General features: G+C 71.0%; 30 protein-coding genes and 1 riboswitch. Of the genes, 16 read left to right on the plus strand and 14 right to left on the minus strand.

Annotated elements, in window-relative coordinates:
* The first annotated feature begins 69 nt into the window (after window positions 1-69).
* From recO to ACLQ28_RS32350, 5 genes are all read left to right on the plus strand, one after another.
* Window positions 70-936 (plus strand): DNA repair protein RecO, encoded by an 867-nt coding sequence (gene recO / locus ACLQ28_RS32330; RefSeq protein ID WP_425690041.1) that lies wholly within the window; start codon window positions 70-72, stop codon window positions 934-936.
* Window positions 937-940: 4 nt separating this feature from the next.
* The gene (locus tag ACLQ28_RS32335; protein ID WP_425690042.1) at window positions 941-1,753 is read left to right on the plus strand and encodes an isoprenyl transferase; all 813 of its coding nucleotides are present in this window, start codon (window positions 941-943) and stop codon (window positions 1,751-1,753) included.
* 71 nt (window positions 1,754-1,824) lie between these two features.
* Window positions 1,825-2,010 (plus strand): hypothetical protein, encoded by a 186-nt coding sequence (locus ACLQ28_RS32340; protein WP_425690043.1) that lies wholly within the window; start codon window positions 1,825-1,827, stop codon window positions 2,008-2,010.
* Between the two features lie 330 nt (window positions 2,011-2,340).
* Window positions 2,341-2,568 (plus strand): thioredoxin reductase, encoded by a 228-nt coding sequence (locus ACLQ28_RS32345; RefSeq protein WP_425690044.1) that lies wholly within the window; start codon window positions 2,341-2,343, stop codon window positions 2,566-2,568.
* Window positions 2,565-3,332: a pirin family protein gene (locus ACLQ28_RS32350; protein WP_425690045.1), complete on the plus strand. Its 768-nt coding sequence runs from the start codon at window positions 2,565-2,567 to the stop codon at window positions 3,330-3,332. The genes ACLQ28_RS32345 and ACLQ28_RS32350 overlap by 4 nt, the downstream gene beginning before the upstream one ends.
* A gap of 124 nt (window positions 3,333-3,456) precedes the next feature.
* Here the strand turns inward: ACLQ28_RS32350 and gndA are convergent, their stop codons facing one another.
* Together gndA and ACLQ28_RS32360 are read right to left on the minus strand one after the other, a co-directional pair.
* Window positions 3,457-4,899, minus strand: a complete 1,443-nt coding sequence (gene gndA / locus ACLQ28_RS32355; RefSeq protein ID WP_425690046.1) for an NADP-dependent phosphogluconate dehydrogenase — start codon at window positions 4,897-4,899, stop codon at window positions 3,457-3,459.
* 102 nt (window positions 4,900-5,001) lie between these two features.
* On the minus strand, window positions 5,002-5,298 hold the full coding sequence (locus ACLQ28_RS32360; RefSeq protein WP_425690047.1) for an MTH1187 family thiamine-binding protein: 297 nt from the start codon (window positions 5,296-5,298) through the stop codon (window positions 5,002-5,004).
* A 287-nt stretch (window positions 5,299-5,585) separates the two neighbouring features.
* On the opposite strand from ACLQ28_RS32360, the gene ACLQ28_RS32365 reads away from it, so the two are divergent.
* The gene (locus ACLQ28_RS32365; protein ID WP_425690048.1) at window positions 5,586-5,969 is read left to right on the plus strand and encodes a hypothetical protein; all 384 of its coding nucleotides are present in this window, start codon (window positions 5,586-5,588) and stop codon (window positions 5,967-5,969) included.
* A 217-nt stretch (window positions 5,970-6,186) separates the two neighbouring features.
* Here the strand turns inward: ACLQ28_RS32365 and ACLQ28_RS32370 are convergent, their stop codons facing one another.
* The 3 genes from ACLQ28_RS32370 to ACLQ28_RS32380 form a co-directional block, all read right to left on the minus strand.
* Window positions 6,187-6,987, minus strand: a complete 801-nt coding sequence (locus tag ACLQ28_RS32370; protein WP_425690049.1) for an energy-coupling factor transporter transmembrane component T family protein — start codon at window positions 6,985-6,987, stop codon at window positions 6,187-6,189.
* Window positions 6,984-8,420 (minus strand): ABC transporter ATP-binding protein, encoded by a 1,437-nt coding sequence (locus ACLQ28_RS32375; protein ID WP_425690050.1) that lies wholly within the window; start codon window positions 8,418-8,420, stop codon window positions 6,984-6,986. Before ACLQ28_RS32375 ends, ACLQ28_RS32370 begins: the two co-directional genes overlap by 4 nt.
* 130 nt (window positions 8,421-8,550) lie before the next feature.
* Window positions 8,551-9,144: an ECF transporter S component gene (locus ACLQ28_RS32380; RefSeq protein WP_425690051.1), complete on the minus strand. Its 594-nt coding sequence runs from the start codon at window positions 9,142-9,144 to the stop codon at window positions 8,551-8,553.
* Window positions 9,145-9,219: 75 nt separating this feature from the next.
* Window positions 9,220-9,324, minus strand: a riboswitch (TPP riboswitch).
* Window positions 9,325-9,432: 108 nt separating this feature from the next.
* Here ACLQ28_RS32380 and ACLQ28_RS32385 point away from each other — a divergent pair.
* The 5 genes from ACLQ28_RS32385 (at window position 9,433) to ACLQ28_RS32405 (ending at window position 14,642) form a co-directional block, all read left to right on the plus strand.
* Window positions 9,433-10,281: an alpha/beta fold hydrolase gene (locus ACLQ28_RS32385; RefSeq protein ID WP_425690052.1), complete on the plus strand. Its 849-nt coding sequence runs from the start codon at window positions 9,433-9,435 to the stop codon at window positions 10,279-10,281.
* Window positions 10,282-10,310: 29 nt separating this feature from the next.
* On the plus strand, window positions 10,311-11,117 hold the full coding sequence (locus tag ACLQ28_RS32390) for an aminoglycoside N(3)-acetyltransferase (RefSeq protein ID WP_425690053.1): 807 nt from the start codon (window positions 10,311-10,313) through the stop codon (window positions 11,115-11,117).
* Complete coding sequence (locus tag ACLQ28_RS32395; RefSeq protein ID WP_425690054.1) at window positions 11,114-11,863, plus strand: sugar isomerase domain-containing protein; 750 nt, start codon at window positions 11,114-11,116, stop codon at window positions 11,861-11,863. Before ACLQ28_RS32390 ends, ACLQ28_RS32395 begins: the two co-directional genes overlap by 4 nt.
* A gap of 150 nt (window positions 11,864-12,013) precedes the next feature.
* Window positions 12,014-12,517, plus strand: a complete 504-nt coding sequence (locus tag ACLQ28_RS32400; protein WP_425690055.1) for a DUF6328 family protein — start codon at window positions 12,014-12,016, stop codon at window positions 12,515-12,517.
* A gap of 118 nt (window positions 12,518-12,635) precedes the next feature.
* Window positions 12,636-14,642 carry an acyl-CoA dehydrogenase family protein gene (locus ACLQ28_RS32405; RefSeq protein WP_425690056.1) on the plus strand — a complete coding sequence of 669 codons (2,007 nt, stop codon included), beginning with the start codon at window positions 12,636-12,638 and terminating at the stop codon, window positions 14,640-14,642.
* 31 nt (window positions 14,643-14,673) lie between these two features.
* Here the strand turns inward: ACLQ28_RS32405 and ACLQ28_RS32410 are convergent, their stop codons facing one another.
* From ACLQ28_RS32410 to ACLQ28_RS32450, 9 genes are all read right to left on the minus strand, one after another.
* Window positions 14,674-14,841 carry a hypothetical protein gene (locus ACLQ28_RS32410; RefSeq protein WP_167454842.1) on the minus strand — a complete coding sequence of 56 codons (168 nt, stop codon included), beginning with the start codon at window positions 14,839-14,841 and terminating at the stop codon, window positions 14,674-14,676.
* A gap of 9 nt (window positions 14,842-14,850) precedes the next feature.
* Window positions 14,851-15,459 carry a hypothetical protein gene (locus ACLQ28_RS32415; protein ID WP_425690057.1) on the minus strand — a complete coding sequence of 203 codons (609 nt, stop codon included), beginning with the start codon at window positions 15,457-15,459 and terminating at the stop codon, window positions 14,851-14,853.
* 125 nt (window positions 15,460-15,584) lie between these two features.
* On the minus strand, window positions 15,585-16,034 hold the full coding sequence (locus ACLQ28_RS32420) for a GNAT family N-acetyltransferase (protein ID WP_425690058.1): 450 nt from the start codon (window positions 16,032-16,034) through the stop codon (window positions 15,585-15,587).
* 285 nt (window positions 16,035-16,319) lie between these two features.
* Window positions 16,320-16,718: a Fur family transcriptional regulator gene (locus ACLQ28_RS32425; RefSeq protein ID WP_425690059.1), complete on the minus strand. Its 399-nt coding sequence runs from the start codon at window positions 16,716-16,718 to the stop codon at window positions 16,320-16,322.
* Window positions 16,715-17,014: an ArsR/SmtB family transcription factor gene (locus ACLQ28_RS32430; RefSeq protein ID WP_425690060.1), complete on the minus strand. Its 300-nt coding sequence runs from the start codon at window positions 17,012-17,014 to the stop codon at window positions 16,715-16,717. Before ACLQ28_RS32430 ends, ACLQ28_RS32425 begins: the two co-directional genes overlap by 4 nt.
* 37 nt (window positions 17,015-17,051) lie before the next feature.
* A complete protein-coding gene (locus ACLQ28_RS32435) occupies window positions 17,052-17,924 on the minus strand; it encodes a metal ABC transporter permease (protein ID WP_425690061.1) in 873 nt (290 codons plus the stop codon).
* A gap of 3 nt (window positions 17,925-17,927) precedes the next feature.
* Window positions 17,928-18,689, minus strand: a complete 762-nt coding sequence (locus ACLQ28_RS32440; RefSeq protein WP_425690062.1) for a metal ABC transporter ATP-binding protein — start codon at window positions 18,687-18,689, stop codon at window positions 17,928-17,930.
* Complete coding sequence (locus ACLQ28_RS32445) at window positions 18,686-19,630, minus strand: metal ABC transporter substrate-binding protein (protein WP_425690063.1); 945 nt, start codon at window positions 19,628-19,630, stop codon at window positions 18,686-18,688. The genes ACLQ28_RS32440 and ACLQ28_RS32445 overlap by 4 nt, the downstream gene beginning before the upstream one ends.
* Window positions 19,631-19,684: 54 nt before the next feature.
* Window positions 19,685-19,942, minus strand: coding sequence for a hypothetical protein (locus tag ACLQ28_RS32450; RefSeq protein ID WP_425690064.1), 258 nt, complete (start codon window positions 19,940-19,942; stop codon window positions 19,685-19,687).
* 29 nt (window positions 19,943-19,971) lie between these two features.
* On the opposite strand from ACLQ28_RS32450, the gene ACLQ28_RS32455 reads away from it, so the two are divergent.
* The 5 genes from ACLQ28_RS32455 (at window position 19,972) to dusB (ending at window position 24,363) form a co-directional block, all read left to right on the plus strand.
* Window positions 19,972-20,313, plus strand: coding sequence for an antibiotic biosynthesis monooxygenase family protein (locus ACLQ28_RS32455; protein WP_425690065.1), 342 nt, complete (start codon window positions 19,972-19,974; stop codon window positions 20,311-20,313).
* A 24-nt stretch (window positions 20,314-20,337) separates the two neighbouring features.
* On the plus strand, window positions 20,338-20,817 hold the full coding sequence (locus ACLQ28_RS32460) for a hypothetical protein (RefSeq protein WP_425690066.1): 480 nt from the start codon (window positions 20,338-20,340) through the stop codon (window positions 20,815-20,817).
* Window positions 20,818-20,931: 114 nt separating this feature from the next.
* Window positions 20,932-22,311: a glycine--tRNA ligase gene (locus ACLQ28_RS32465; protein ID WP_425690067.1), complete on the plus strand. Its 1,380-nt coding sequence runs from the start codon at window positions 20,932-20,934 to the stop codon at window positions 22,309-22,311.
* Between the two features lie 465 nt (window positions 22,312-22,776).
* Window positions 22,777-23,103 (plus strand): hypothetical protein, encoded by a 327-nt coding sequence (locus ACLQ28_RS32470; protein ID WP_425690068.1) that lies wholly within the window; start codon window positions 22,777-22,779, stop codon window positions 23,101-23,103.
* An 87-nt stretch (window positions 23,104-23,190) separates the two neighbouring features.
* Window positions 23,191-24,363 carry a tRNA dihydrouridine synthase DusB gene (gene dusB / locus ACLQ28_RS32475; protein ID WP_425690069.1) on the plus strand — a complete coding sequence of 391 codons (1,173 nt, stop codon included), beginning with the start codon at window positions 23,191-23,193 and terminating at the stop codon, window positions 24,361-24,363.
* The last annotated feature ends 210 nt before the right edge of the window (window positions 24,364-24,573 follow it).

A 24,573-nucleotide genomic window follows, 5' to 3' on the forward strand; every position in this document is an offset into this window, starting at 1 on the left:
GCATCGGGGTTCCTCCGCGCATCCACCCCGAACCAACCCTGATTTCACACCCCGAGGGAGAATGGCCCGATGGCCGGGTATCGCCGACAGCTCTACCGCGACGACGCGGTGGTGCTGCGTGTGCAGAAGCTCGGCGAGTCCGACCGGATCATCACCCTGCTCACCCGCCGGCACGGCCGGCTGCGCGCGGTGGCCCGGGGGATCCGCCGCACCACCAGCAAGTTCGGTGCCAGGTTGGAGCCGTTCGGCCACGTCGACCTTCAACTCGCCGGTGACCCGAAGGGCAACCACGGCAGCTCACTGCACACCGTGAGCCAGGTCGAGGGCATCGAGCTGTACGGCAAGCGGTTCCTGGGGGACTACCCCCGCTACACGGCGGCGAGTGCGATCGCCGAGACTGCCGAGCGGCTGACCCCGGTCGAGCGGGAGCCGTCGCTACGCCTGTTCCAGCTCACCGTGGGCGCGCTGAAGGCGCTGTCCCGAGGCGAGCACGCCACCACCCTGGTGCTCGACGCGTACCTGCTGCGCGGGATGTCCCTCGCGGGCTGGGCACCGGCGCTGATCGCCTGCGCGGTGTGCGGCACCCCCGGCCGGCACCGGGCGTTCTCCGTGCCGGCTGGCGGCGCGGTCTGCCCGGATTGTCGGCCACCCGGGGCGGCCCACCCCGCGCCCGCCACCATCGACCTGATGTCCGCGCTGACCACCGGCGACTGGGTGGTCGCCGACGCCACCGACTCCGGCGTACGCCGGGAGTGCAGCGGGCTGGTCGCGGCTCACCTGCAGTGGCACCTGGAGCGCGCGCTACGCTCGCTGCCGCTGGTCGACCGGGGCCCCTCGGCGACCGGCACGGCCCCGCCGCCGGAAGGCACCGGGGCCGGGGTGCTCCGGCCACGAGGCGACGTCGGGGCCGGGGCGGACAGCGCGAGCAAGGAGTGACCGAGTGATCCGATCGAAGAAGGCCGGCCGGCGTGAGCCGACCCCGCCGACACCGCATCCGTCCGGCGCTCGGCCGCCGGCACTGCCCACCGAGGCGGTGCCGAGGCACGTGGCGGTGGTGATGGACGGCAACGGTCGCTGGGCCAAGGAGCGCGGGCTGGCCCGCACCAAGGGTCACGAGGCAGGGGAGCACAGCCTCTTCGACACCATCGAGGGCGCGATCGAGATGGGCATCCCGTACCTGTCGGCGTACGCCTTCTCCACGGAGAACTGGCGGCGCTCGCCCGACGAGGTCCGGTTCTTGATGGGGTTCAACCGGGACGTGATCCGTCGCCGCCGTGACCAGCTGGTCGACCTCGGCGTCCGTGTGGTCTGGTCGGGTCGGTCCGGGCGGTTGTGGAAGAGCGTCATCTCCGAGCTGCAGACCGCCGAGGAGATGTCTCGCGACAACTCGACGTTGACCCTGCAGTTCTGCGTCAACTACGGCGGACAGGCCGAGATCGGCGACGCCGCCGCCGCGATCGCCCGCGATGTGGCGGCCGGGCGGCTGGATCCGGCGAAGGTCAACGAGAAGACCGTGGCGAAATACCTCTACCACCCGGAGATCCCGGAGGTGGACCTGTTCCTGCGCCCCTCAGGGGAGGAACGGATCTCCAACTTCCTGCTCTGGCAGGCCGCGTACTCCGAACTGGTTTTTCTGGACACGCTCTGGCCCGACTTCGATCGCCGTCATCTCTGGTATGCGTGCGAGTTGTACGCGCAGCGGGACCGACGCTTCGGCGGGGCGCTGCCCAACCCGGTCGCCCCGGTTATCTGAGCCGACGCGCTTACCCTCCCGTCACTCTGGGTACCTCCTCTGTCAGAAGCCACTGACGGAGGTGAACCCACATGATCCAGAAGCGCATTGCCCAGTGGGCGGTGATGGCAGTCGCGGTGCCACTGGCGGCTGCCGGTGCCCGGCGGCTCAGCCACACCCTGGAGGCACGGCGTGGTCCCTCCGGGGCGACCCGGTTGCTGACCAGGGGTGCGGATCTGATCCGCCCGCAGAAGGCCAAGCGCCGCCGGTTCCTCTAACCCGAACCCCCTCCCGCCCCCAGACCCCACCCTTCCCGGCGCCGCCCGCACCCCGTGCGGGCGGCGCCGCCCCATCCTGACGCGCCCCCGCCCCGCCCCGCCCCGCGCCCGCGGTCGATCATGGAGTGGTGGTGCCCAATTCAGCCGCTTCGCGACTTGTGTCCACCACCACAACTCCATGATCGACTGGGTTGGAGTGGCGGGGTCGGGGTGTGGCACGGGTGGGGTGGGGTGACGGGTCAGGGGTGGGCGGTGCGGTTGTTCCGGGGTCTTGCGGGATGGGGGCGGGTAGGGTCCGGAGATGGTGGGACGACGGCGATGGGGGTGGATATGCGGGACCTTCGGTACAAGATGATCATGGCGTTGAACGCGGCTGATCTTGGTGATCCGATCTGCGAGCAGGTGGCCGACATCTGTGCCGAGATAGCCGAGCAGCACTGCGCCGAATTCGGTCACACACCGCAGCTGCGTACCGGCGAAATCGCTGAGCTGGCCACCGGCGATCCGGCCCTGACCTGGGCGCCGTCGACCCCCGACGCCGCGCAGCGTGCCTGGTGACCGCCTCCGCTCCCGCCCCCGCGGTCGACGTACGCCGTGGTGAGGATCGCTTCGCCACCAAGATCTCCTGGCTCGACTCCAAGCACTCGTTCTCGTTCTCCCGCCACTACGACCCGGCCAACACCCACCACGGTCTGCTCCTGGTCAACAACGACGACGTGGTGCACCCGGGGGCCGGCTTCGAAACCCACCCGCACCAGGACATGGAGATCATCACCTGGGTGCTGCGCGGCTCCCTGGTGCACCAGGACTCCACCGGGCACTCCGGGGTGATCTACCCGGGCCTGGCCCAGCGGATGAGCGCCGGCACCGGCATTCTGCATTCGGAGAAGAACGACGCCTGGCGACTCAACAACCAGGAGCCGCACACCGACCCGGTCCACTTCGTGCAGATGTGGGTGCTCCCCGACGAGCAGGGCGTGGACCCCGGCTATGAGCAGCTGGAGATCGAGGACGAGCTGCTCCGCGGCGGCCTGGTGCCGATCGCCTCGGGGATGGACCGCTACGACGGCGCGTCCGCGATCCGGATCCGCAACCGGTACGCGACCCTGCACGCCGCCCGTCTCGCCCCCGGTGACGAGGTCACCATCCCCGATGCGCCCTTCGTGCACCTGTATGTGCCCAACGGCACGGTGACCTTGGAGGGCAGCGGCCCGCTCGGCACCGGCGATGCGGCCCGGCTCACCATGACCGGCGGCCGGCGGGTCACCGCCGACGAACCAGCCGAGATCCTCGTCTGGGAGATGCACGCCACCGTCGCCTGACCGTCAGATGGCGCGCACTGCCCCCACGATCTCGCCCGAACATGGATGTAGTGGCCTCCCCATCGGGGGAGACCACTACATCGAGGATCGAGCACGATCACGGCGGCGCAGGGCGCCGCGCCGGCTACGCCGGAGACTCGGTGCGGTCGCCGGCCCAGGTGGTGTGGAACGAGCCCTCGCGGTCCACCCGCTGGTAGGTGTGCGCCCCAAAGTTGTCCCGCAGGCCCTGGATCAGCGCGGCGGGCAGCCGCTCGGCGCGCAGCGCGTCAAAGTACGCCAGCGACGACGAGAACGCCGGCGTCGGCACACCGGCCCGGGCCGCGTCGGCCACCACCCGCCGCCAGCTCGGCACACCAGCGCCGACCGCCTCGGCGAAGTACGGCGCCACCAGCAGCGTCGGCAGGTCGGGCTGCTCGTCGTACGCCTCGCGAATCCGGTTCAGGAAGCGGGCCCGGATGATGCAGCCGCCCCGCCAGATCGTCGCCGTGCCGCCGAGGTCGATGTCCCAGTCGAACTCCTGGCTGCCGGCGCGGATGTGGTCGAAACCCTGCGCGTACGCGACGATCTTGGAGGCGAGCAGCGCCCGGCGGACGTCCTCGACGAATGCGTTCCGGTCGGCGACCTGCCACTTCTCACCCGCGTCCGGGAACGCCCGCCGCGCCGCCTCGCGCTGGTCGACATGCCCGGAGAGCGAGCGGGCGAAGGTCGCCTCGGCGATCCCGGTAATCGGAATGCCCAGGTCCAGTGCACTCTGCACGGTCCACCGGCCGGTGCCCTTCTGCTCGGCCCGGTCCTGCACGATGTCGACGAACGAGCGGCCGGTCGCCGCGTCGGTGTGCGCGAGCACGTCGGCCGTGATCTCGATGAGGAACGACTCCAGCTCACCGTTGTTCCAGTCGCGGAAGATCTCCGCGATCTCCGCCGGCTCCGCGCCCAGACCGGCCCGAAGCAGGTCGTACGCCTCGGCGATGAGCTGCATGTCGGCGTACTCGATGCCGTTGTGCACCATCTTGACGAAGTGCCCGGCGCCATCCGGCCCGATGTGCCTACAGCACGACACACCGTCCACCTGGGCGGCGATCTTCTCGAACATCGGCCCGAGCTTGGCGTACGACTCGGTGGAGCCGCCGGGCATGATGCTCGGCCCCAGCAGCGCGCCCTCCTCACCACCGGAGACGCCGGTGCCGCTGAAGTGCAGCCCATGCGTACGCAGCGCCTCCTCCCGGCGGCGAGTGTCGGCGAAGTGGGCGTTGCCGCAGTCGACGATGATGTCGCCCTCCTCCAGCAGCGGCACCAACTCGTCGATGACCGCATCGGTGGGGGCACCCGCCTTGACCATCACGATCACCGCGCGGGGCCGTTCCAGCGACGCCACGAACTCGGCCATCGTCTCGCCGGGCACGAACGTGCCCTCGTCGCCGTGCTCGGCGATCAGGCTGCGGGTGCGCGCAGGCGTTCGGTTGTGCACCGCCACTGTGAAGCCGTTGCGGGCCAGGTTGCGGGCCAGGTTGCGGCCCATCACCGCCAACCCGGTGACACCGATCTGCGCCGTCGCCTGCTCAGCCATTCGTGCCGCCACCTCTCGCCGTCGTGCTGCCGTGCTGCGACCGTATCGCGGTACGCGGCGGTACGGGCGTGTCGTCGACAGTCGGTCACCGGCCGGTGGCGCTCAGCCTTGGGCCAGTCGATCCTCGATGTGCGCCACCTTCGCGGTGAGTGCGTCGGTCACCCCCGGTCGGACGTCGGCCTTGAGCACCACGCTCACCCGGGGCGCCTGCGCGGACACGACGTCGACGGCCCGCTTGACGACCGCCATCACCTCGTCCCACTCGCCCTCAATGGTGGTGAACATGGCATCGGTGCGGTTGGGCAGGCCGGAGTCGCGGACCACTCGTACCGCCTCGGCGACCAGGTCACCGACGGACTCACCGACACCGAGCGGGGTTATCGAGAACGCGATCAGCATGCCGCCGATGGTGCCAGGAAAATCGGCTGCGCCGACGTACGCCCAGCCGATAGTGTGCTGGCATGCGCAACTGACGCCCTTTCTCCGAGCCGGCCCGCCGCCCCGCGTCGCGGTCCGTGCGCTCTCGGGCGTCCCGCATCCCCACCGCAGTTCGGCGGTGCTGGCCATGCCCGACCCCGGTGAGCAGTTCCTTTCCCGTCGACCGTCGCGCTGCGGCGGTCACCAGCCGATCCGACCGACCGCCGGAGCGCGGGACCGGCCGTGACGGTCGGCAGAAGGAGGCCCGGATGCCAGCCAGGCGTAACCCGAAGAAGTCCCGCAAGACCCCGCTCGGCACCCACCCGGCGGCCGAGCGTGGCCCGCTCCCCGCATTGACGGTGGGGCCGGATCTACCGGATCTACCGGTCGAGTCGATCCTGCCGCTCGACGGACTGACGAGTGACATACCGGTGGTGGTCGACGTGCCCTCGGCGGACGACGCGCTGGTCGTGCCCCCGGTGGTCAACGTGCCGACAACGCTGGACGTGCCCTCGGTGGTCGACCCGTCGTTGACCGTCGGTCGGCCGGCGGCACCGAAGGCCGGACCGCCGCAGGCCGGGGGAGGCCGCTCCGGCGGCGGCAAGAGCCAGCGAGCGGGTCAACCGCGCCGCTACGCCTTCCGCCGCAGCTGAGCCACCCAGCCCACCCAGCCCTGCCCGCCCCGTCGATCGTGCAGTTCCCGACGCCGATGTCCGATTGTCCGGACCTGCGACATGATCGACTCCACGTCGCCGATGTGGCGGCATCCCGCCTCGCGGATACCGCAATGTCGGCGACATGGAGTCGATCACGCCCGGACGCCCACCGCGCCGGGCGGAGGGCCGGGGCCAGGGTTCACGGCCGCGCGGGTTAGCTGATCAAGGGACGGAAGGCGCCTAGGAGGACGCTTGTCGTGAGGGCGGCGCCGGCCAGCACGACCGCCCCGGCGATGAGGAGAGCGTCGGCCCGGGTGAAGCGTTGGCGGCGGGCGACTGTCCGGGGCGTGCCGGCGTCGAAGCCGCGCGCGTCCATCGCCACGGCGAGGCGGGTGCCCCGGCGGATAGCCCCGACCAGCAGCGCGAACGCGGTGGAGGCGAACAGTCGCAGCTTCGCCACCGGGTTGCGTCCCGCGTCGACGCCCCGCGCGCGCCGAGCCATGCTGATCATTTGCCACTCCTGGCCGAGCAGCGGCACCAGCCGGAACGCGGCCAACGCCCCGATTGCGAAGCGGGCCGGCGCCTTCGCGTTCTGGATCAACGAGTCGGCCAGGTCGGTGGGGTCGGTGGTCGCAAAGACGATCACACCGGGCAGGGCCACTGCGAAGACCCGCAGCACGAGGCCGAGCGCGGTGAGCAGCACGCCGGTGCTCACCAGCATCGGTCCAGCGTCCAGGAGGACCCGGCCGGACCGGTCGGCTGCGAAGAGCACCAGGGTGACCACGATGCCGGCGGCGCTGAGCAGCAGTGGCAGGGCCCGCCGGGCCAGCACCCGGTAGCCGATGCCGAACAGCGGCAGCACGGCGAGTTCGATCGCGATGGCGATCGCCGGGGCCACCGGGTCCAGGGTGGCCAGCAGGGTGAACGAGAAGACCAGCGCGGCGGCGACCTTCGCCACCGGGTTGCGGCGGGCCAACGGCGCACCGGGTGCCGCGACCGGCTCGATGTTGATCATTCTTTGCCGTCGCTGGTCGGGGCCCGTTGGAGGGTGACGGTGCGGTCGGCGAGCGCGGCGACGAAGTCCGCGTCGTGGGTGACCGCGACCACGCCATGCCCGGCGTCACGCAGGTCGGCGAAGAGATCGACCAACTCCTGCCAGGTCCGCCGGTCCTGGCCGAAGGTGGGTTCGTCGCAGATCAGCAGGCGGGGCGCGGTGGCCAGGGCGGTCGCCACGCTCAGCCGCCGCGCCTCCCCACCAGAGAGGGTGTACGGGTTGGCGGCGGCGAGCCGGGCCAGTCGCAGCCGTTCCAGCAGCCCGGACACGGTCTCCTTGACGGCTGCCTCGGGTTGACCGGTCCGGCGTGGGCCCAGCGCCAGTTCGTCGAAGACGGTGCTGGTGACGAACTGGTGCTCCGGATCCTGGAACACCGACCCGATCCGTCGGGCCAGCGCGGGCGCCCGCCAGCGGTGCGGGGGAGTGCGGTGGTCCGCGTCGGCCAGTTCGGCGGATGCGGTGACCCGCCCGGTGCCCGGCCGGAGTAAACCGCCGAGCAGCAACGCCAGGGTGGACTTGCCGGCGCCGTTGGGCCCGCGTACGGCGAGTGCTTCGCCGGCGCGTACCGCCAGGTCGGTGGAGCCCAGCCGGGGCGGCAGGCCGAGCCGGTCGGCGGTGAGCAGGAGGCCCCCGGGCGCGGCGGTGGCCGGTCGGGGCGCGATGGGGTGACCGGGCACCCAGACCCCCTCGGCGGCCAGGGTGGCACCGTGCGCGGCGAAGACCGCCTCGGGGGTGCCGTCGGCGCGGACCCCGCCGCCGGGTTCCAGGACGACCACCCGGTCGACGAGCGGCAGTGCCTCGGCGATCCGGTGTTCGACCAGGATCAGCGTGGTGTCGGCGTCCAGCGCGCCGGACACTGCCTGTCGGATCAGGTCGGCCCCGGCCGGATCGAGGTTGGCGGTTGGTTCGTCGAGCAGCAGCAACTCGGGGCGCAGGGCCAGCACTCCGGCCAGCGCGAGGCGTTGCTGTTCGCCGCCGGAGAGCGCGGCGGTGTTGCGGTCGCGGGGGTACGGGAAGCCGACCCGGTGCAGCGCCTCGTCCACGCGGGGCCAGATCTCGTCGGTTGGTACCCCTCGGTTTTCCAGCCCGAATGCGACGTCGTCGCCGCAGCGCGCCATCACCAGTTGGGTTTCCGGATCCTGGAAGACGATGCCGACCCGTTCCCGCCCCTTGCGCGGGTCGAGCCCGTCGATCTCGACGGTGCCCTCCTGCTCGCCGGAGTCCTCGGGCAGCAGCCCGGCCAGCGCGGCGAGCAAGGTGCTCTTACCGGCACCAGAAGGCCCGAGCAGCAGAACCCGCTCCCCGGCCTCAACCCGCAGATCAACCCCCCGCACAGCCCAGGCGCGCCGCCCAGCGTGCCGCCACCCAAACCCCCGCAGCAGTACCCCGCCCACCAAACCCCACCCCCTCTCCCTCTCCCGCCCCGGCCGCCGCCTCCACCCTGCCCGGTTGATCATGAGGTTGACGATGGTTCTGAAGATCCATCCGCCCGCCAACCTCATGATCGACGCGATCGACCCGGGGTCAGATGAGTGCGCGGTCCTGGGCTACTGGGAAACGGTCCAGGGCGCCCGTGTTGGCCAGGGCCTTGGTCAGCAGCCAGCCGCCAGCGCCGGCGATCACGGTGGAGCTGACGATGGTGAGCAGCGCGTACGGGATGCGGTAGTCGGTCAGCGCGTAGTCGACGTTCCAGACGAAGAAGTCGAAGAGTGCGGCGCTGAGACCGGTCAGCGCGCCGGCCAGCATTGCGGTCGGCAGGCGGAACGACCGGTACCTGAAGGCGGCGAACGCCAACTCGGCGCCGATGCCCTGCACGATGCCCTGCGGGATGACCGTGCCGGCCCACTGGCTGCCCAACAGTGCCGAGAGAACCGCGGCCACCGTCTCGCAGTAGAGCGCGGCGCCGGGCTTGCGGATGACCAGACCGCCGATCACGGCCGGCATCAGCCAGACGCCGTAGAGCAGCGTCTGCGCCGGCGGGAAGAAGGCGAACGCACCCTCGGTGGCGCTCCAGACCAGGCCCCACGCCCAGAAGATGACGCCGAAGGCGACCGCGATCACCGAGGCGACCACGATGTCGATGGTCCGCCAGCGGCTGGTGTCGGTGGTGGATTTCATGTGTTGCTCCCAGTTCTGACTGCGAACCAGGAGAAGACGCACGCCGCGCGCCCGGTGGCACCGGACGGCGGCGCGGCTGGAGGTCGACCGAACTCCCTGCGCTGGCATTACCCAGATCAGGTTCGAGGGTCTGCGGGCGTGCCCGCACTCTCAGCGCTGTGCGCTCCCCTGTCGGATGTGAAGTTGTCTCGCTGACGCTAACACCGACCTGGGCCGCCGGCCCAGCAGGGCATCGGCCTGACCTGCGGGGAGCGACCGACCCGCCGTCGGCTGGGTACGCTTCCGATCATGCGGGTTGACGCGCGAGGTCTCACGTTCGAGGTAACCGCCGGCGGTCCGCCGGACGGCGTACCCGCTCTGCTGCTGCACGGTTTCCCGCAGCACAGCGCCGAATGGGACGACGTGGTGCCGACACTGCATGCGGCCGGGCTGCGCACGTATGCGCTGGACCAGCGCGGCTACTCACCCGGTGCCCGACCCACGGGGGTGGCCGACTACCGGATCCCCGAGCTCGTCGCTGACGTGGTGGCGGTGCTCGACGCACTCGGGCTGGACGCCGTCCACCTGGTCGGCCACGACTGGGGCGCGATCGTGGCGTGGGCGGTCTCCGCCGGGCACCCGGATCGGGTCCGCACGTTGACCGCGGTGTCCGTGCCACATCCGGCGGCCATGGCGCAGGCCCTGGCCACCGACAGCCAGCAGAAGGCCCGCTCGTCGTACATTGCGCTGTTCCGCAAGCCGGACAAGGCGGAGAAGGTGCTGCTGGCGTGGCACGCGACCGCGCTGCGCAAGATGCTGGGCGGGGTGGGCGACGCGCCCCGGGTGGACCGCTACGCCGACCCGATGCGCGAGCCCGGGGCGCTCACCGCCGCGTTGAACTGGTACCGGGCGATGTCCCGCGCCGACCTGGCCGGCGTCGGCCCGGTCGCGGTGCCCACCACGTACGTCTGGAGTGACCGGGACGTCGCCATCGGCCGGACCGCAGCCGAGGCGTGCGCGGCGAACGTCACCGGGGAATTCCGCTTTGTGCAGCTGCCCGGGGTGAGTCACTGGATCCCGGACACGGCACCAGGCCCACTCGCCGAGGCGATCCTCGCCCGAGCCGGCGGAACGGCCCGAGCCGGCGGAACGGCCTGAGCCGTGCGGCTCAGCGAGGGAGGGCCATCGTGACGACGGACGCGAGCGGGCTGGGCACTCGGCGCTCGATCGCCGCGCAGTTGCGCGTGCTGGGCGTACGACCCGGCGCGACGCTGCTGGTGCACGCCGCGCTACGTCCGTTGGGATTCGTCTGCGGCGGGCCGCAGGCGGTGGTGCTCGCCCTGCGCGACGCGCTCGGCCCGGACGGCACGATCGTGGTGCCCACCCACACGCCGGACAACAGCGACCCCGCGGGTTGGCGTAACCCGCCGGTGCCGGCGGGCTGGTGGCCGCTGATCCGCGCCGAGATGCCGGGCTTCGACCCGGCGGTCACGCCGAGCCGGTTCATGGGTTTGCTCGCCGAGACCGTTCGCGGCTGGCCCGGTGCCATGCGCAGTACGCATCCGCACGTGTCGTTCGCCGCACTCGGGCCGGCCGCCGAGCAGGTGGTCACCGGGCACACCCTGGGCGACATGCTCGGCGAGGGTTCGCCGCTGGCCCGGCTCTACGACCTGGACGCCGACGTGTTGCTGCTGGGCGTGGACCACTCCGTGAGCACCTCACTGCACCTGGCCGAATATCGCTGCCCGGGTTCGCCCCGCGAGCAGGTGGGCGCCGCAGTGCGGACCGACGACGGTGGTCGCGAGTGGGTGTGGTGGCAGGACGTACGGCTCGACGCGAACGACTTCGACGCGTTGGGCAAGGACCTGGAGGTCACCGGGGCGGTTCGCATCGGACCGGTCGGCACCGGGACCGGCAGGTTGATGCGTCAGCGGGCGGCTGTCGACTTCGCGGTGCGCTGGCTGGCCCGTAATCGGACGACGGAGGACGCATGACGGTGAGTGCCGAGGACTACTTGGCCGTGGTGACCGAGACGATCGGCCGGGTGGCCGCCAGTCAGCGGGAGGCGGTGGGGCGGGCCGCCGACCTGATCGCCGAGGCGGTGCGCGCCGACGGCGTGGTGCACGCGTTCGGCACCGGCCATTCGGAGGCCCTCGCGATGGAGATCGCCGGCCGGGCGGGCGGTCTGGTGCCGACCAACCGGATCGCGCTGCGTGACCTGGTGTTGCTCGGCGGCGACCCGGCCGAGCGGCTCGGTCCGCTGCTGGAACGGGACCCGGCGGTTGCGCACCGCCTCTACGAGCTGGCCCCGGTGCGGCCCGCCGACGTCTTCGTGCTCGCCTCGAACTCCGGGGTCAACGGCGCGATGGTGGAGTTCGCCACGCTGGTCAAGGAACGCGGCCACGCTCTGGTGGCGATCACCTCCGCACAGCACTCCGGCCAAATGACCTCCCGCCACCCGTCCGGGCGCAAGCTGGGCGACCTCGCCGACGTGGTGCTCGACAACGGTGCTCCGTACGGTGACGCGACGCTGCCGCTTCCCGGCGGTGGCGCGGTCGGCGCGGTTTCTTCGATCACCGCTGCGCTGCTGGCTCAGCAGATCACCGTGGAGGTGGTGGCGCGGTTGCTGGCGGCGGGGGAGCGTCCGCCGGTCTACCTGTCGGCGAACATCCCGGACGGTGATGCCCACAACACGGCGCTGGAGGCCCGGTACGCGGGTCGGATCCGACGCGGCTCCTGACGCCGCGACGCGCTGCTCCCGGTGGCCGACTTGCGTCTCGGAGATGAACGGCAGATGTCGTGAACCAGTTTCGCGCTCGGCCGGGTGGGGCAATTGCGTTGCTGCCGGCGGCCGGGACCGCCGGCAGTAGCGTCGCACCGGAGGTAGCGCGTGTCCAAGGAGACCGAGAAGCAGCGTTGGCAGCGCAACTTCGCTGACCTGTTGCAGGAGTTGCGGGTCGCACAGACCGGCGTGCAGATTCTCTTCGCCTTCCTGCTCACCCTGCCGTTCAGTAACGGTTTCACTCGGACCAGCGAGTTTCAGCGGGACGTCTACATCGTTGCGCTGCTTGCGGCGGCTGCCGCCACTGCCATGATCATCTCGCCGGTGGCGTTCCATCGGGCGCTGTTCCGGCAGGGGCGCAAGCCGGAGCTGGTGCGGTTCGCTCACCGGATGGCCACCGGTGGTCTCGCCTTCATGCTGATCGCGATGGTCAGCGCGGTGCTGCTGATCACCGACTTCGTGCTGGATCGGCCGATCGCCTTCGTGCTCACTGCGCTGACCGGGCTCTGGTTCCTCACGTTCTGGGCTGCCCTGCCGTTCGCCCGGCGCAACTGGGGTGAGGACGACATCGACGACGAGGACGACGACCCGGATGAGATCGCCGGCCGCTGATCGAGGCGAGCGGGCCGAATCGGATATTCACGCAACGCTACCCCTGGGTAACACCCGGGGGTAGCGTGGCGTTGAGGGCGCATGCCGAGCAGCCGCACCAAGGTTCGAGGGGGCAGCCGTGACCACGACGCAGGACGGCCGACCAGCACCGGACGGCCCCGATTCCGACACCAGCCCCGACACCGCCGGTGCCGCGGCGCCGTTGCCGGCGGAGGCCGGTCAGGTCTCGGAGAAGGAGGCCCGACGGGTCGCCGAGGCCGCTCGCGAGTCCACCTGGGACCGGCCCAGCTTCGGCAAGGAGCTGTTCCTCGGCCGGTTCCGGCTCGACCTCATCGACCCGTGGCCCCAGTCCAACCCGGACGACGTGGCCCGCGCTGAGGAGTTCCTCGGCCAGTTCCGCGCCTTCCTCAACTCCGAGGTGGACGGCGCGGCCATCGAACGCGACGCGTCCATTCCAGATTCTGTGTTCCACGGCCTGGCCGACCTCGGCGCGTTCGGCATGAAGATCGACCGGAAGTACGGCGGGCTCGGGCTCAGCAACCTGCACTACTGCCGGGCGCTGATGCTGGCCGGCTCGGTCAGCCCGGCCATCGGCGCGCTGCTCTCGGCACACCAGTCGATCGGGGTGCCGCAGCCGCTGAAGATGTTCGGCACCGCCGAGCAGAAGCAGCGCTTCCTGCCCCGGCTCGCCGCCGGAGAGGTGTCCGCGTTCCTGCTCACCGAGCCGGACGTCGGCTCCGACCCGGCCCGGCTGGCCACCATCGCCGAGCCAACCGAGGACGGCACCGGCTACCGGCTCAACGGGGTGAAGCTCTGGGCCACCAACGGCATCGTGGCCACCCTGCTGGTGGTGATGGCCCGGGTGCCCGCCACCGAGGGGCGGCGGGGCGGAATCACCGCGTTCGTGGTGGACGGCGACAGCGCGGGCATCACCGTCGAGCGACGCAACGAGTTCGTCGGCCTGCGCGGCCTGGAAAACAGCCTCACCCGGTTCCACGACGTGTTCGTGCCCGCCGAGAACGTCATCGGCGGCGAGGGCAAGGGGCTGAAGATCGCGCTGACCACCCTGAACACCGGCCGGCTCTCGCTCCCGGCGATGTGCGTGGGCGCCGGCAAGTGGGCGCTGAACGTGGCCCGGGGGTGGGCCGCCGACCGGGTCCAGTGGGGCCGACCGGTGGGCGAGCACGAGGCGGTCGCGCAGAAGCTCTCCTTCATCGCCGCCACCACGTACGGCATGGAGACCATGCTCGACCTCTGCTGCCTGCTCGCCGACGACGACCGCAACGACATCCGGATCGAGGCGGCCCTGGTCAAGCTGTACGCCAGCGAGATGGCCTGGAAGATCGCCGACGAGCTGATCCAGATCCGGGGCGGGCGCGGCTATGAGACGGCCGACTCGCTGGCCGCCCGCGGCGAACGCCCGGCCAACGTCGAGCAGGTGATGCGCGACCTGCGGATCAACCGGATCTTCGAAGGTTCCACCGAGATCATGCACCTGCTGATCGCCCGGGAGGCGGTCGACGCCCACCTGTCGGTGGCCGGCGACATCATCGATCCCGAGGCGGGGCTGGGCCGCAAGGCACGGGCCGGTGCCCGAGCCGGCGCTTTCTACGCGAAGTGGCTGCCCACGCTGGCCGTGGGTCGAGGGCAGAGCCCCTCGGCGTACGCCGAGTTCGGGCCGCTCGCCGCGCACCTGCGACAGGTGGAGCGGTCGTCGCGCAAGCTGGCCCGGTCGACGTTCTACGCGATGTCCCGCTGGCAGGGAAAGATGGAGCGTAAGCAGGCGTTCCTCGGCCGTGTGGTGGACATCGGCGCCGAGTTGTTCGCGATGTCCGCGGTCTGCGTCCGGGCTTCCGCCGAGCGGGACAGCCGACCGGAGAACGTCGAGCTGGCCGACCTGTTCTGCCGGCAGGCGCGGGTGCGGGTGGATGCCCTGTTCACGGCACTCTGGGACAACACCGACTCGGTCGACACCGCCGCCGCGAAGCGGATCCTCGCCGGCCGCTACGCGGGCCTGGAGGAGGGCGTGATCACCCCGTCCGACGAGTTGCCGTGGGTGGCCCGCTGGTCGCCGGGCCCGTCCACCGCCGAGGACGTCCGCCGCCGCATCCCGCCCAAGCCGTGATCCACACCTCCCGCCTGCCGCAGCCGAGGTGTCAGCGGGCGACCGCCCAGGCCAGCACCGCCGCCAGGATCAGGCCGTTGAGCGCGGCCAGACCCAGGTACGCCGCGGGCGGGATCTTCTTGCCCCGGCGCACGAAGGAGACCAGGACAGCGGCGTAGCCGAGCAGCAGGACGGCGATGACGATCAGGAAGTAGAACACCCGAAGACCTTAGCGGCCTCGACCGCGCAGGCCGAGTTGGCGCAGCTCCAACGCGGCCAGGGCGTCAACGGTCGCGTCGTCGCCGCGCCGCCACGCCTCGGCGACGTCCGGCGCGATCCGGTTCAGCCGACCCAGTGGCTGACTGACCAGCGCGCGCAGGGCGAGCAGGTCCCGGCCGGCCGGGACCGCGGCCAGCTTCGCCGCTGACCCGGCTCGGCGCATCCACCGGACCCGCAGCGGCAGCCAACCGAAGAGCACCAGACCCAGCGGAAAGATCAGCACCGCGATGGTGAGGGCGAGGGCGAGCTGGTCGACCATGTGCTGCTGGTCGCGGCCGGCGTCGGCGAGCGACCGAGCGGCATCGGCGGCGCGCTGGAACGGCGCGGTCAGCTCGTCGCCGACCAGCGGCACACGGCCGACCTTGCTGCCGGCGTCGCCCAGGTTGTCGGCGAGCCCGGTGCCGGCACCCTCCAGCTTCTGCCCCGGTACGGCGAGATTCTGCACCAGGTCGTGCAGCCAGAGCGCGCCGCGGATCGCCACGTACACCCAGGCGACGACGAGCAGGTCGGTGAGCAACTGACGGGCGGCGGTCGGAAACCGATCGGCATAGATTTTCACGCCGGACAGCGTTGCACGAACGGCCGCAGCCCGACACCCGTCGTCAGGCGGCCGGGCGAACCCGGCCACAGCGCGGCGGTGCCCGCCCTGCGACCGCCTGTCAGGCTGCGGGTGGCGTCCGCCAGTCAGGCGAGCCGGAGGTCCACGAACGCAACAGTGTCACCGGGCAGGACGTACCGCTCGACCTCGACGAAGCCGTGCTGTTCGGCAAACCGCAGACCATCGTCGTTGGACGCCAGGACGACGGTGTCGATGACCTGCGCGCCGAGGTCCCGTGCCCTCGCCAGCCCTCGCCGGTAGATCTGCTCTCCGTAGCCCTGCCGGCGATTTTCGGGCAGGACTCGTGCGATCACGGTCGCGGGCGCCGTGTCGGATTCCGGAGGTCGTACCGTCGAGCAACCCACCGGCGTGCCCTCGACGTACGCGACCTCGAGGATGTTCCGCTTGGCGCGGACGACGATCTCATCGACCGACAGCGCGGCCGTGGGGATGATCAGATTGTGGATGTGTTGCCAGTCGAGCAGGGCTGCTTCGCTACCTACCGGCTGGACCGGCCTGAACTGAAGGTCTGACACGGCTTCAGGCTAGGGCCTGTCCTGTCGATCAAGGAAGCTAGATGACGGCATGGCATGCCTTGATCAATTGATGAAAAGTAGGTTCGAGCTGCCCCTGGTACCTACTTTTCATCAATTGATCAAGGCGAGAGGGTGCCCAGGGCTCAGTCGTCCCCGGCCTCGGTCGGTCCTGGACTTGTGGTGCCTCACACGACGGCGCTGCCGGCCCACAGCAGGCTTGACCTGCCCCAACCTTCGCGCCATCGCCGCCGTCGCTGGCGTCATGATGGGCAGGACGCGCCCTGGTCAACGCGGGCAGTCCGGGCAGGTGCCGAAGATCTCCAGGGTGTGGCTGACGTCGGCGTAGCCGTGTTGCGCCGCGACCCGCTCGGCCCAGCTCTCCACGGCCGGGCCGGCCACCTCGACCGTACGCCCGCAGACCCGGCACACCAGGTGGTGGTGGTGCCCTTCGCTGCACCGGCGGTAGAGGTGCTCGCCGCCCGGCGGACGCATCACGTCGATCTCGCCCGCGTCGGCCAACCCCTGGAGGGTGCGGTAGACGGTGGTGAGGCCGACCCGTTCGCCGCGCTGCCGCAGCATCCCGTGCAGGTCCTGGGCGCTGTGGAAGCCCTCCATCTCACCCAGCAACGCGCTCACCGCCGAGCGCTGCCGGGTGTTGCGCACCGCGGCGCTGCTCTCGCTCATGATCCCTCCCCGGCGTGGCTGACCGCGTCGGCCACGATGTGCGCGACGTGCTCGTCGACCAGGCTGTAGGCGATCTCCCGACCTCGACGCGAACCCCGCACCACGCCCGCGCCGCGCAGCACCCGCAGGTGCTGGGAGACGAGCGGTTGCGCGGCGCCGAGCCTCTCCACTAGCTCGTGCACGCACCGCTCACCGCCAGCCAACTCGCTGACGATGGCCAGCCGGATGGGCGCGGAGAGCGCGCGGAGCAACTCGCTGGCCCCGTCGAACCCGTCGTAGCCCGTCGTGCTGCTCATCCTGCAACGATAACCAATACCACCGACATCACCCCGGTCAGGATCTGCCCAGCACGACCTCGTGCGGCTCCGATGTTGGTGCGGCGGTCGGAGTCGCCCGACGGCGCAGCGCCCGCCAGACGCCGCCGGCCACGGCCACCACCAGGAAGCAGGCGATCGCCACCAGCACCACCGAGGCACCCGGTGCCGTGTCCACCGTGGCCGCCACCCAGACACCGGAGCCGGCGGCGAAGAACCCGAGCGCCATCGCGGCGGTCATCGTGCTGCGGAAGCCCCGGGTGACCTGCTGGGCGGTGGCGACCGGCACCACCATCAGCGCGCTGATCAACAGCACCCCGACGGCCCGCATCGCGATGGTCACGGTGATCGCGGTGGCGACCGCGATCAGCAGGTTCAGCGTGCGCACCGGGAGGCCGGAGACCCGGGCGTACTCCTCGTCGTGGCTGACCGCGAAGAGCGCCGGACGCAGCGCGATCATCGTGATCAGGATTGCCGCGCCGAGCACCGCGATGGTGATCACGTCGGCCAGCGAGGTGGTGATCAACGACCCGAACAGATAGGCGTTGAGGTTGGCGCTTGTCGCGTCGGAGAGGCCAACCAGCAACACGCCGCCCGCGATTCCGCCGTAGAAGAGCAGGGCCAGGGCCAGGTCGCCGGACGTACGCCCACGGGCGCGGACCACCTCGATGGCGATCGCGCCCACGGTGGCGACGAGCACCGCTACCAGCACCGGCGAGCGATTGAGCAACAGACCCGCGCCGACGCCGGTAAGCGCTACGTGCCCGACACCGTCGCCGATCAACGCCAGCCGGCGCTGCACCAGGTAGATGCCGAGCGCCGGCGCGGCCAAGCCGATCACCAGCGCGCCGATCAGGGCATGCTGCATGTAGGAGTACTGGAAGAGTCCCATGCGTCAGTTGCTCCACAGCCCGGCGGGCTCGTCAGGACCGTGCGGATGCACGTGGTCGTGGTCAGGCTCCGCGTGATGGCCGGCCGGGTCCGGCACCGGGCCGTCGTGACAGATACCACCCTCGTGTACGACCACCGCCCGGCTGATCACCGGTCGCAACGGGCCCAGCTCGTGGGCGACCAGCAGCACCGTCCCCCCGTCGGCGACGAAGTCGCGCAGCGCGTCGGCGAACGCCTCCTGGCTGGCCGCGTCCACCCCGGCGGTGGGCTCGTCGAGGACCAGCAGCTCCGGCTTGCCAGCCAGTGCGCGGGCGATCAGAGTGCGCTGCTGCTGGCCGCCGGAGAGCGTGGACACGGGGTCACCGGCCCGGTCGGCGAGCCCGACCGCGAGTAGTGCGGCGTCGACGGCGGCCCGGTCGGCTCGACCCGGAGGGCGGAAGATCCCTCGGCGGGCCAGCCGGCCGGAGGCCACCACCTCACGGACGGTGGCTGGTACGCCGCCGCCGGCGCCCAGGCGCTGCGGGACGTACCCGATGCGGGCCCACTGCCGGAACCGGCGCAACGGCCGGTCGAAGAGGGTGATCGAGCCGGCGCTGATGGGCACCAGCCCGAGCACGGCGCGGATCAGGGTGGACTTGCCGGAGCCGTTGGCACCGAGCACCGCGACCACTTCGCCGGCGGTCACGGTGAGCGAGATGTCCCGGAGCACCGGGCGGCCGTCGTAGCCGACCACCCCGTGCTCGACGGTGATGACAGGTGAGGTCACGAGCAGCTCAAGGCCGTCTGCAGGGTCTGCAGGTTCGTACGCATCACCGAAAGGTAGTCCCCGTTGCTGCCGGCTGCGAGCCCTTCGATCGGGTCCAGCACTGCGGTCTTCGCTCCGACCTGACCGGCGATGGTCTCGGCGACCTTCGGGCTGACCAGGGTCTCGAAGAAGATCGTGGTGGCCTGGTGTTCCTTTGCCTCCTCGATCGCGTGCGCGAGCCGCTGCGGCGAGGGCTCGACGTCCGGGCTCAACCCGGTGATGCCGACCTGGTCGAGCTGGTAGCGGTCGGCGAGGTAGCCGAACGCGGCGTGGCTGGTCACGATCTCCCGCCGCTGGCAGGTCGCCAGGCCGTGCCTGAACTCGCCGTCCAGGGTCGTGAGGTCGGCGCGTAGAGCTGCGGCACGGGCGGTGTAGTCGGCGGCGTGCTCCGGGTTGGCCTTGCCGAGTCGCTGGGCAAGCTGATCACCGATGCCGGCGAGGCGGGTCGGGTCGAGCCAGACGTGTGGGTCCTTGCCGCCGCTGTCCTCGGAGTGCCCCTCCTCGCCCTCGTGGTCGTGCCCGCCAGCACTCGCGTCCAGCAGCGGCTGCACGCTGGTCACGTCGAACGCCCGGTCGCCACCGTTCTGTGCGACGGCGTCATCCACCGCAGGTTGGAAACCCTTGAGGTAGACGATCAGCTCGGCCTCGCTGACCTGACCGACCTGGCTCGGGTTGAGCTCCAGATCGTGCGGCTCGGCGCCGGGCTTGGCCAGGTTCGTCACCCGGACCGCATCGCCACCGACCCGCTCGGCGATGAACTGGAGGGGGTAGAACGCGGCCACCACGTCGACCCGTTGCGGGTCGGCGCCAGCGGCACCACCGGTGGAGCAGCCCGCCGCGGCACCCAGGGCGAGGAGGGTGGTCGCGGCGGCCAAGACACGGAACGTGGTGCGGTTGCTCATGCCGTCAACTGTCCGTGGCAACGATAATGATTGTCAAAAACGCATGCTTGCATGTCAGAGGAGCTTCGCGAGGCCCACCGTCACGAGCAGGGTCAGCATCACCAGTCGAATCAGCCGGGTCTGCGGCGCCTGAACCGCCCAGGTCGTCGCCAACAGGGCGATCAGGATCGCGGCGAGCGCGAGCGTCAGCAACCCGCCGACCACCCCGGGCGTGAAGAACGCCACCAGCACCACCACCAGGGTGAGCAGGAACACCGACGTCGGGTTCGCCCCGGCCAGCCGAGCCAGCAGAGGGCGCTGCGTACGCTGCATCCCACAGACTCTACGAGGAGGGACCCCCGTTGCTGGTGACCAACCGGTTCGTGGTTGACATCGATGTCGCCGACGACTTCACCGAACGGGCGCACGCCGCCCTCACCGCACTGGCCGCCCGCCCCGGCTACCTGCGTGGCCAACTGGTCCGCGCGCTCGACGACCCCCGGTACTGGTCACTGGTCACCGAATGGGAATCGGTCGGCACGTACCGGCGGGCCCTGGGCGCCTTCGAGGTCAAGGTCAGCGCCGTGCCGCTGCTCGCCGAGTCGGTCGACGAGCCCTCCGCGTACGAGGCGCTGGCCACCGCGGCCCCCGGCGGGGCAGTGGTCGTCGCCGAGAGTGATCGGGCTGCGGGTCCTTACCGCTGAGCCGCCGGACACTACGCTGCTCCTATGACCCCACCCGCCCCGCCACCCGGTCCCGGGGTGGCTCCGCCGTTCGCCGCGCCGCCCACCGAGGGCCGCCGGACTCGGCTCTGGATCGGCCTCGGCGTCGGCGCGCTCGCCGTGGTGCTCTGCTGTGGCGGGGGCGGCAGCGCCATCGTCGGCCTGGCCGTGACCGGCGTGCAGGCGGTCCGGGAACAGGCCCGCACCGTGACCGGCGACTACTACCAGGCGCTGGTTGAGCGGAACTACGGGCGGGCGTACGAGCAACTCTGCGACGACGCGCAACGGCGCGAGTCCCGGCCCGAGTTCGAACGGCGGGCCGCCGCCGAGCCGCAGGTCACGGCGTTCCGGCTGGGCGAGGTGGACACCATCAACCTGACCGTGCCGGTCGACGTGACGCTGGACGGCGGTGACCGGGAGCAGCAGCAGGTCATTCTTGGGCATGACGGTCAGACCGGCGGCGTGGAGGTCTGCGGGGTCAGCTGACCCGCCCCCGGTATTCTGCTGGGCTCAGGGCGACGGTGGTCGTACCGTGGTCCCGAACCGACCGTTCCATCCACATCTCGCCCCCGCCGACCGCCAGCCGGCGTAGGAGGAAACATGCCAGCCGACCGTATCGATGCCGTCGTCAGCCTCGCCAAGCGCCGAGGCTTCGTCTTCCCCTCCAGCGAAATCTACGGAGGCACCCGGTCGGCGTGGGACTACGGCCCGCTCGGTGTGGAGCTCAAGGAGAACGTCCGCCGGCAGTGGTGGAAGACCATGGTCCAGCAGCGCGACGACGTCGTCGGCCTCGACTCAGCGGTGATCCTGGCCCGCAAGGTGTGGGAGGCGTCCGGCCACATCGCCGAGTTCGTCGACCCGCTCACCGAGTGCCAGTCCTGCCACAAGCGGTTCCGGGCAGACCACCTCGAGGAAGCGTACGAGGCCAAGCACGGCAAGCAGCTGACCTCGCTCGCCGAGCTGAACTGCCCCAACTGCGGCAACAAGGGCACCTTCACCGAGCCGAAGATGTTCAACGGCCTGATGAAGACCTACCTCGGCCCGGTGGAGAGCGAAGAGGGCATGCACTACCTGCGCCCGGAGACCGCGCAGGGCATCTTCGTCAACTACAAGAACGTCGAGACGGTCGCCCGCAAGAAGCCGCCGTTCGGCATCGCGCAGACCGGCAAGTCGTTCCGCAACGAGATCACGCCGGGCAACTTCATCTTCCGGACCCGCGAGTTCGAGCAGATGGAGATGGAGTTCTTCGTCGAGCCGGGCACCGACGAGCAGTGGCACGAGTACTGGCTCCAGGAGCGCTGGAACTGGTACCTCGACCTCGGCCTGTCGGCGGACAACCTGCGCCTCTACGAGCACCCCAAGGACAAGCTTTCGCACTACGCGAAGCGGACGGTGGACATCGAATACCGGTTCCAGTTCGGCGGCACCGAGTTCGCCGAGCTGGAAGGTATCGCCAACCGCACCGACTTCGACCTCTCCACGCACAGCAAGCACTCCGGCGTCGACCTGTCGTACTTCGACCAGGCCAAGAGTGAGCGCTGGATGCCGTACGTCATCGAGCCGGCCGCGGGTCTGACCCGCGCGGTGCTGGCCTTCCTGCTCGAGGCGTACGACGAGGACGAGGCGCCGAACACCAAGGGTGGCGTGGACAAGCGCACCGTCATGCGGTTCGACCCGCGGCTCGCCCCGGTCAAGGTGGCCGTGCTGCCGCTGTCGCGCAACGAGGCGCTGTCTCCGAAGGCGAAGGACCTCGCGACGCTGCTGCGCAAGCGCTGGGTGGTGGAGTTCGACGACTCGCAGGCGATCGGCCGCCGCTACCGCAGGCAGGACGAGATCGGCACTCCGTTCTGCGTGACTGTCGACTTCGACACGCTGGACGACAACGCTGTTACGGTGCGCAACCGGGACACCATGGGCCAGGAGCGGGTCTCTCTGGACCAGGTTGAGCGCTACCTGATCGAGCGCCTCCCCGGCTGCTGACGTGCCCAGAAGGCCCCTTCTCGACCCCGGTCGAGGAGGGGCCTTCTGGTGTCTGACCAGGGGCGGGACGCGAGACGAACCGTCGGCGACTCGCGGGTCGATGAAATTAGCTCAGTGCCATCTTTCGATATCTTGGTCTCGATCGGAAGAAGGTGGGATGACATGGCGAATCGACTGTCCGTCCTCCGCTTGACCGCTGCGGCGTCGATCGTCGTGGTGTTCCCGGCGCTCTCGGGCTCAACGGCCCACCACGGTGCCGCCCAGCCTCCCCTGGCGAGCGCTGCCGCCCACGCCCCGCCGCCGCCGAATGCGTCCTCCGCGTCGCGCGGGTCGGCTGGTGCGAGCCCCACGGCCACAGTCTCCGGGTCGCCCGTCCCTGGGATGATCGAGGCCGCCCAGCGGGGGCTCGAGCCGCCGGCCCCGTCCCGCGGCGGTCCCGCGCGGCGTGTGTCCCCGCAGGCCCCCGTGACGCGTCTCGCCCCCGTCACGGCGATCCACTCGCAGGCGAAGATCGACAGCGGAGCGCTGGTGACGTGGACGACCTCGCCGACGTGCCTCCTGGCGGGGCACGACACCATGGGCTGGGCGTGGCTGGACGACCTCCCGACAGGGAGGGTGGTGCGGGTCGTCTCGGGGCCGTGCGCGGGCATCTACCAGGTGGTCGGGCACCGGTGGCAGCCGCGCAAGGGCGGCACGATGCCGCACTGGGCGAGCCGATACGACCTCGTGCTCCAGACCTGCACGGGGCGGAGCGGGACGGGGTTCAGCACCGCTCGACGGCTGGCCCGGTAGGCCCGATCGGGGCGGCCCAGGGGGCGTCGACCCGAGCGCCGCCCTGCGGCAGGCAAAGGGGGAGGAACCCCTCCGTATACTTGCGGGGTGAGTGATGTCGCGGTGGCGGCCGTACGCCCGTTGACCCTCGGTGGCTACCAGGTGTGGCCGCCGGTGGTGCTCGCGCCGATGGCCGGGATCACCAACGTCGGTTTCCGCAGGCTCTGCCGTGAGCAGGGCGGCGGCATCTACGTCTGCGAGATGATCACCACCCGGGCGCTGGTCGAGCGGAACCCGAAGACGCTGCGCATGATCACGTTCGGCGACGACGAGAAGCCCCGCAGCCTCCAGCTCTACGGCACCGACCCGGAGATCACCGCTGCCGCCGTGCGGATCGTCGTCGAACGCAACCTGGCCGATCACATCGACCTCAACTTCGGCTGCCCGGTCCCCAAGGTCACCCGGCGTGGGGGCGGCGCGGCGTTGCCGTGGCGGCGTCGGCTCTTCGCCCGGCTGGTGCAGGCCGCGGTGGCTGCCGCCGCGCCGGCCGGGGTGCCGGTCACGGTGAAGATGCGCAAGGGCATCGACGACGACCACCTGACGTACGTCGAAGCCGGGCTCGCCGCCCAGGAGGCCGGCGTGGCGGCGGTGGCCCTGCACGGGCGGACCGCCTCGCAGCGCTACTCCGGCACCGCCGACTGGGACGCGATCGCCGCGTTGAAGCAGGCCCTCGATGTGCCGGTGCTCGGCAACGGCGACATCTGGGAAGCCGACGACGCGCTGCGGATGGTCGCGCACACCGGGGTCGACGGCGTGGTCGTCGGGCGCGGCTGCCTGGGTCGACCGTGGCTCTTCGCCGACCTGGAGGCCGCCTTCAACGGCCGCCCGGAGCGGCGGTTGCCCACCCTCGGCGAGGTGGCGGTGACCATGCGCCGGCACGCCGAGCTGCTGGTCGACCAGTTCGTGGCCGGTGCCAGCAGCCCGGCGCGGGGTGAGCGGGACGGCTGCACCGACTTCCGCAAGCACGTCGCCTGGTACCTCAAGGGCTTCCCGGTCGGCGGCGAGCTGCGCCGTTCGCTGGCGATGATCGAGAGCCTGGCCCAGCTCGACGACCTGCTCGGAAAGCTCGACCCGACGGAGCCGTTCCCGCTGACCGCCCTGGGCCAGCCGCGCGGGCGCACCAACTCGCCGGGGAAGGTCTTCCTGCCGGAAGGCTGGTTGGCCAGCCGAGACGACGACGCCGTCCCCGAGGGCGCCGAGATGGACGACTCCGGCGGCTGATCGCCGCGTGTCCGGCACCGGCGCCTGGATGCAGGGCGTGGATGTGCGGCCCGGTCCGGCTTTGCCCCCGGCCCGCTACGGCTTTTGCCCGGCGCGGTTGGCCCGGCCGCGCCACCGACCTGACCTGACCGACGCCGAAGGGCCGGGCCCCTTGGTGGGGTCCGGCCCTTTCGGTTTTGCGTGGGGGTGGGTCAGTTGGTGGTGTAGCCG

The sequence above is a fragment of the Micromonospora sp. DT201 genome (assembly GCF_049841575.1).
In the GTDB taxonomy this organism is placed as follows: domain Bacteria; phylum Actinomycetota; class Actinomycetes; order Mycobacteriales; family Micromonosporaceae; genus Micromonospora.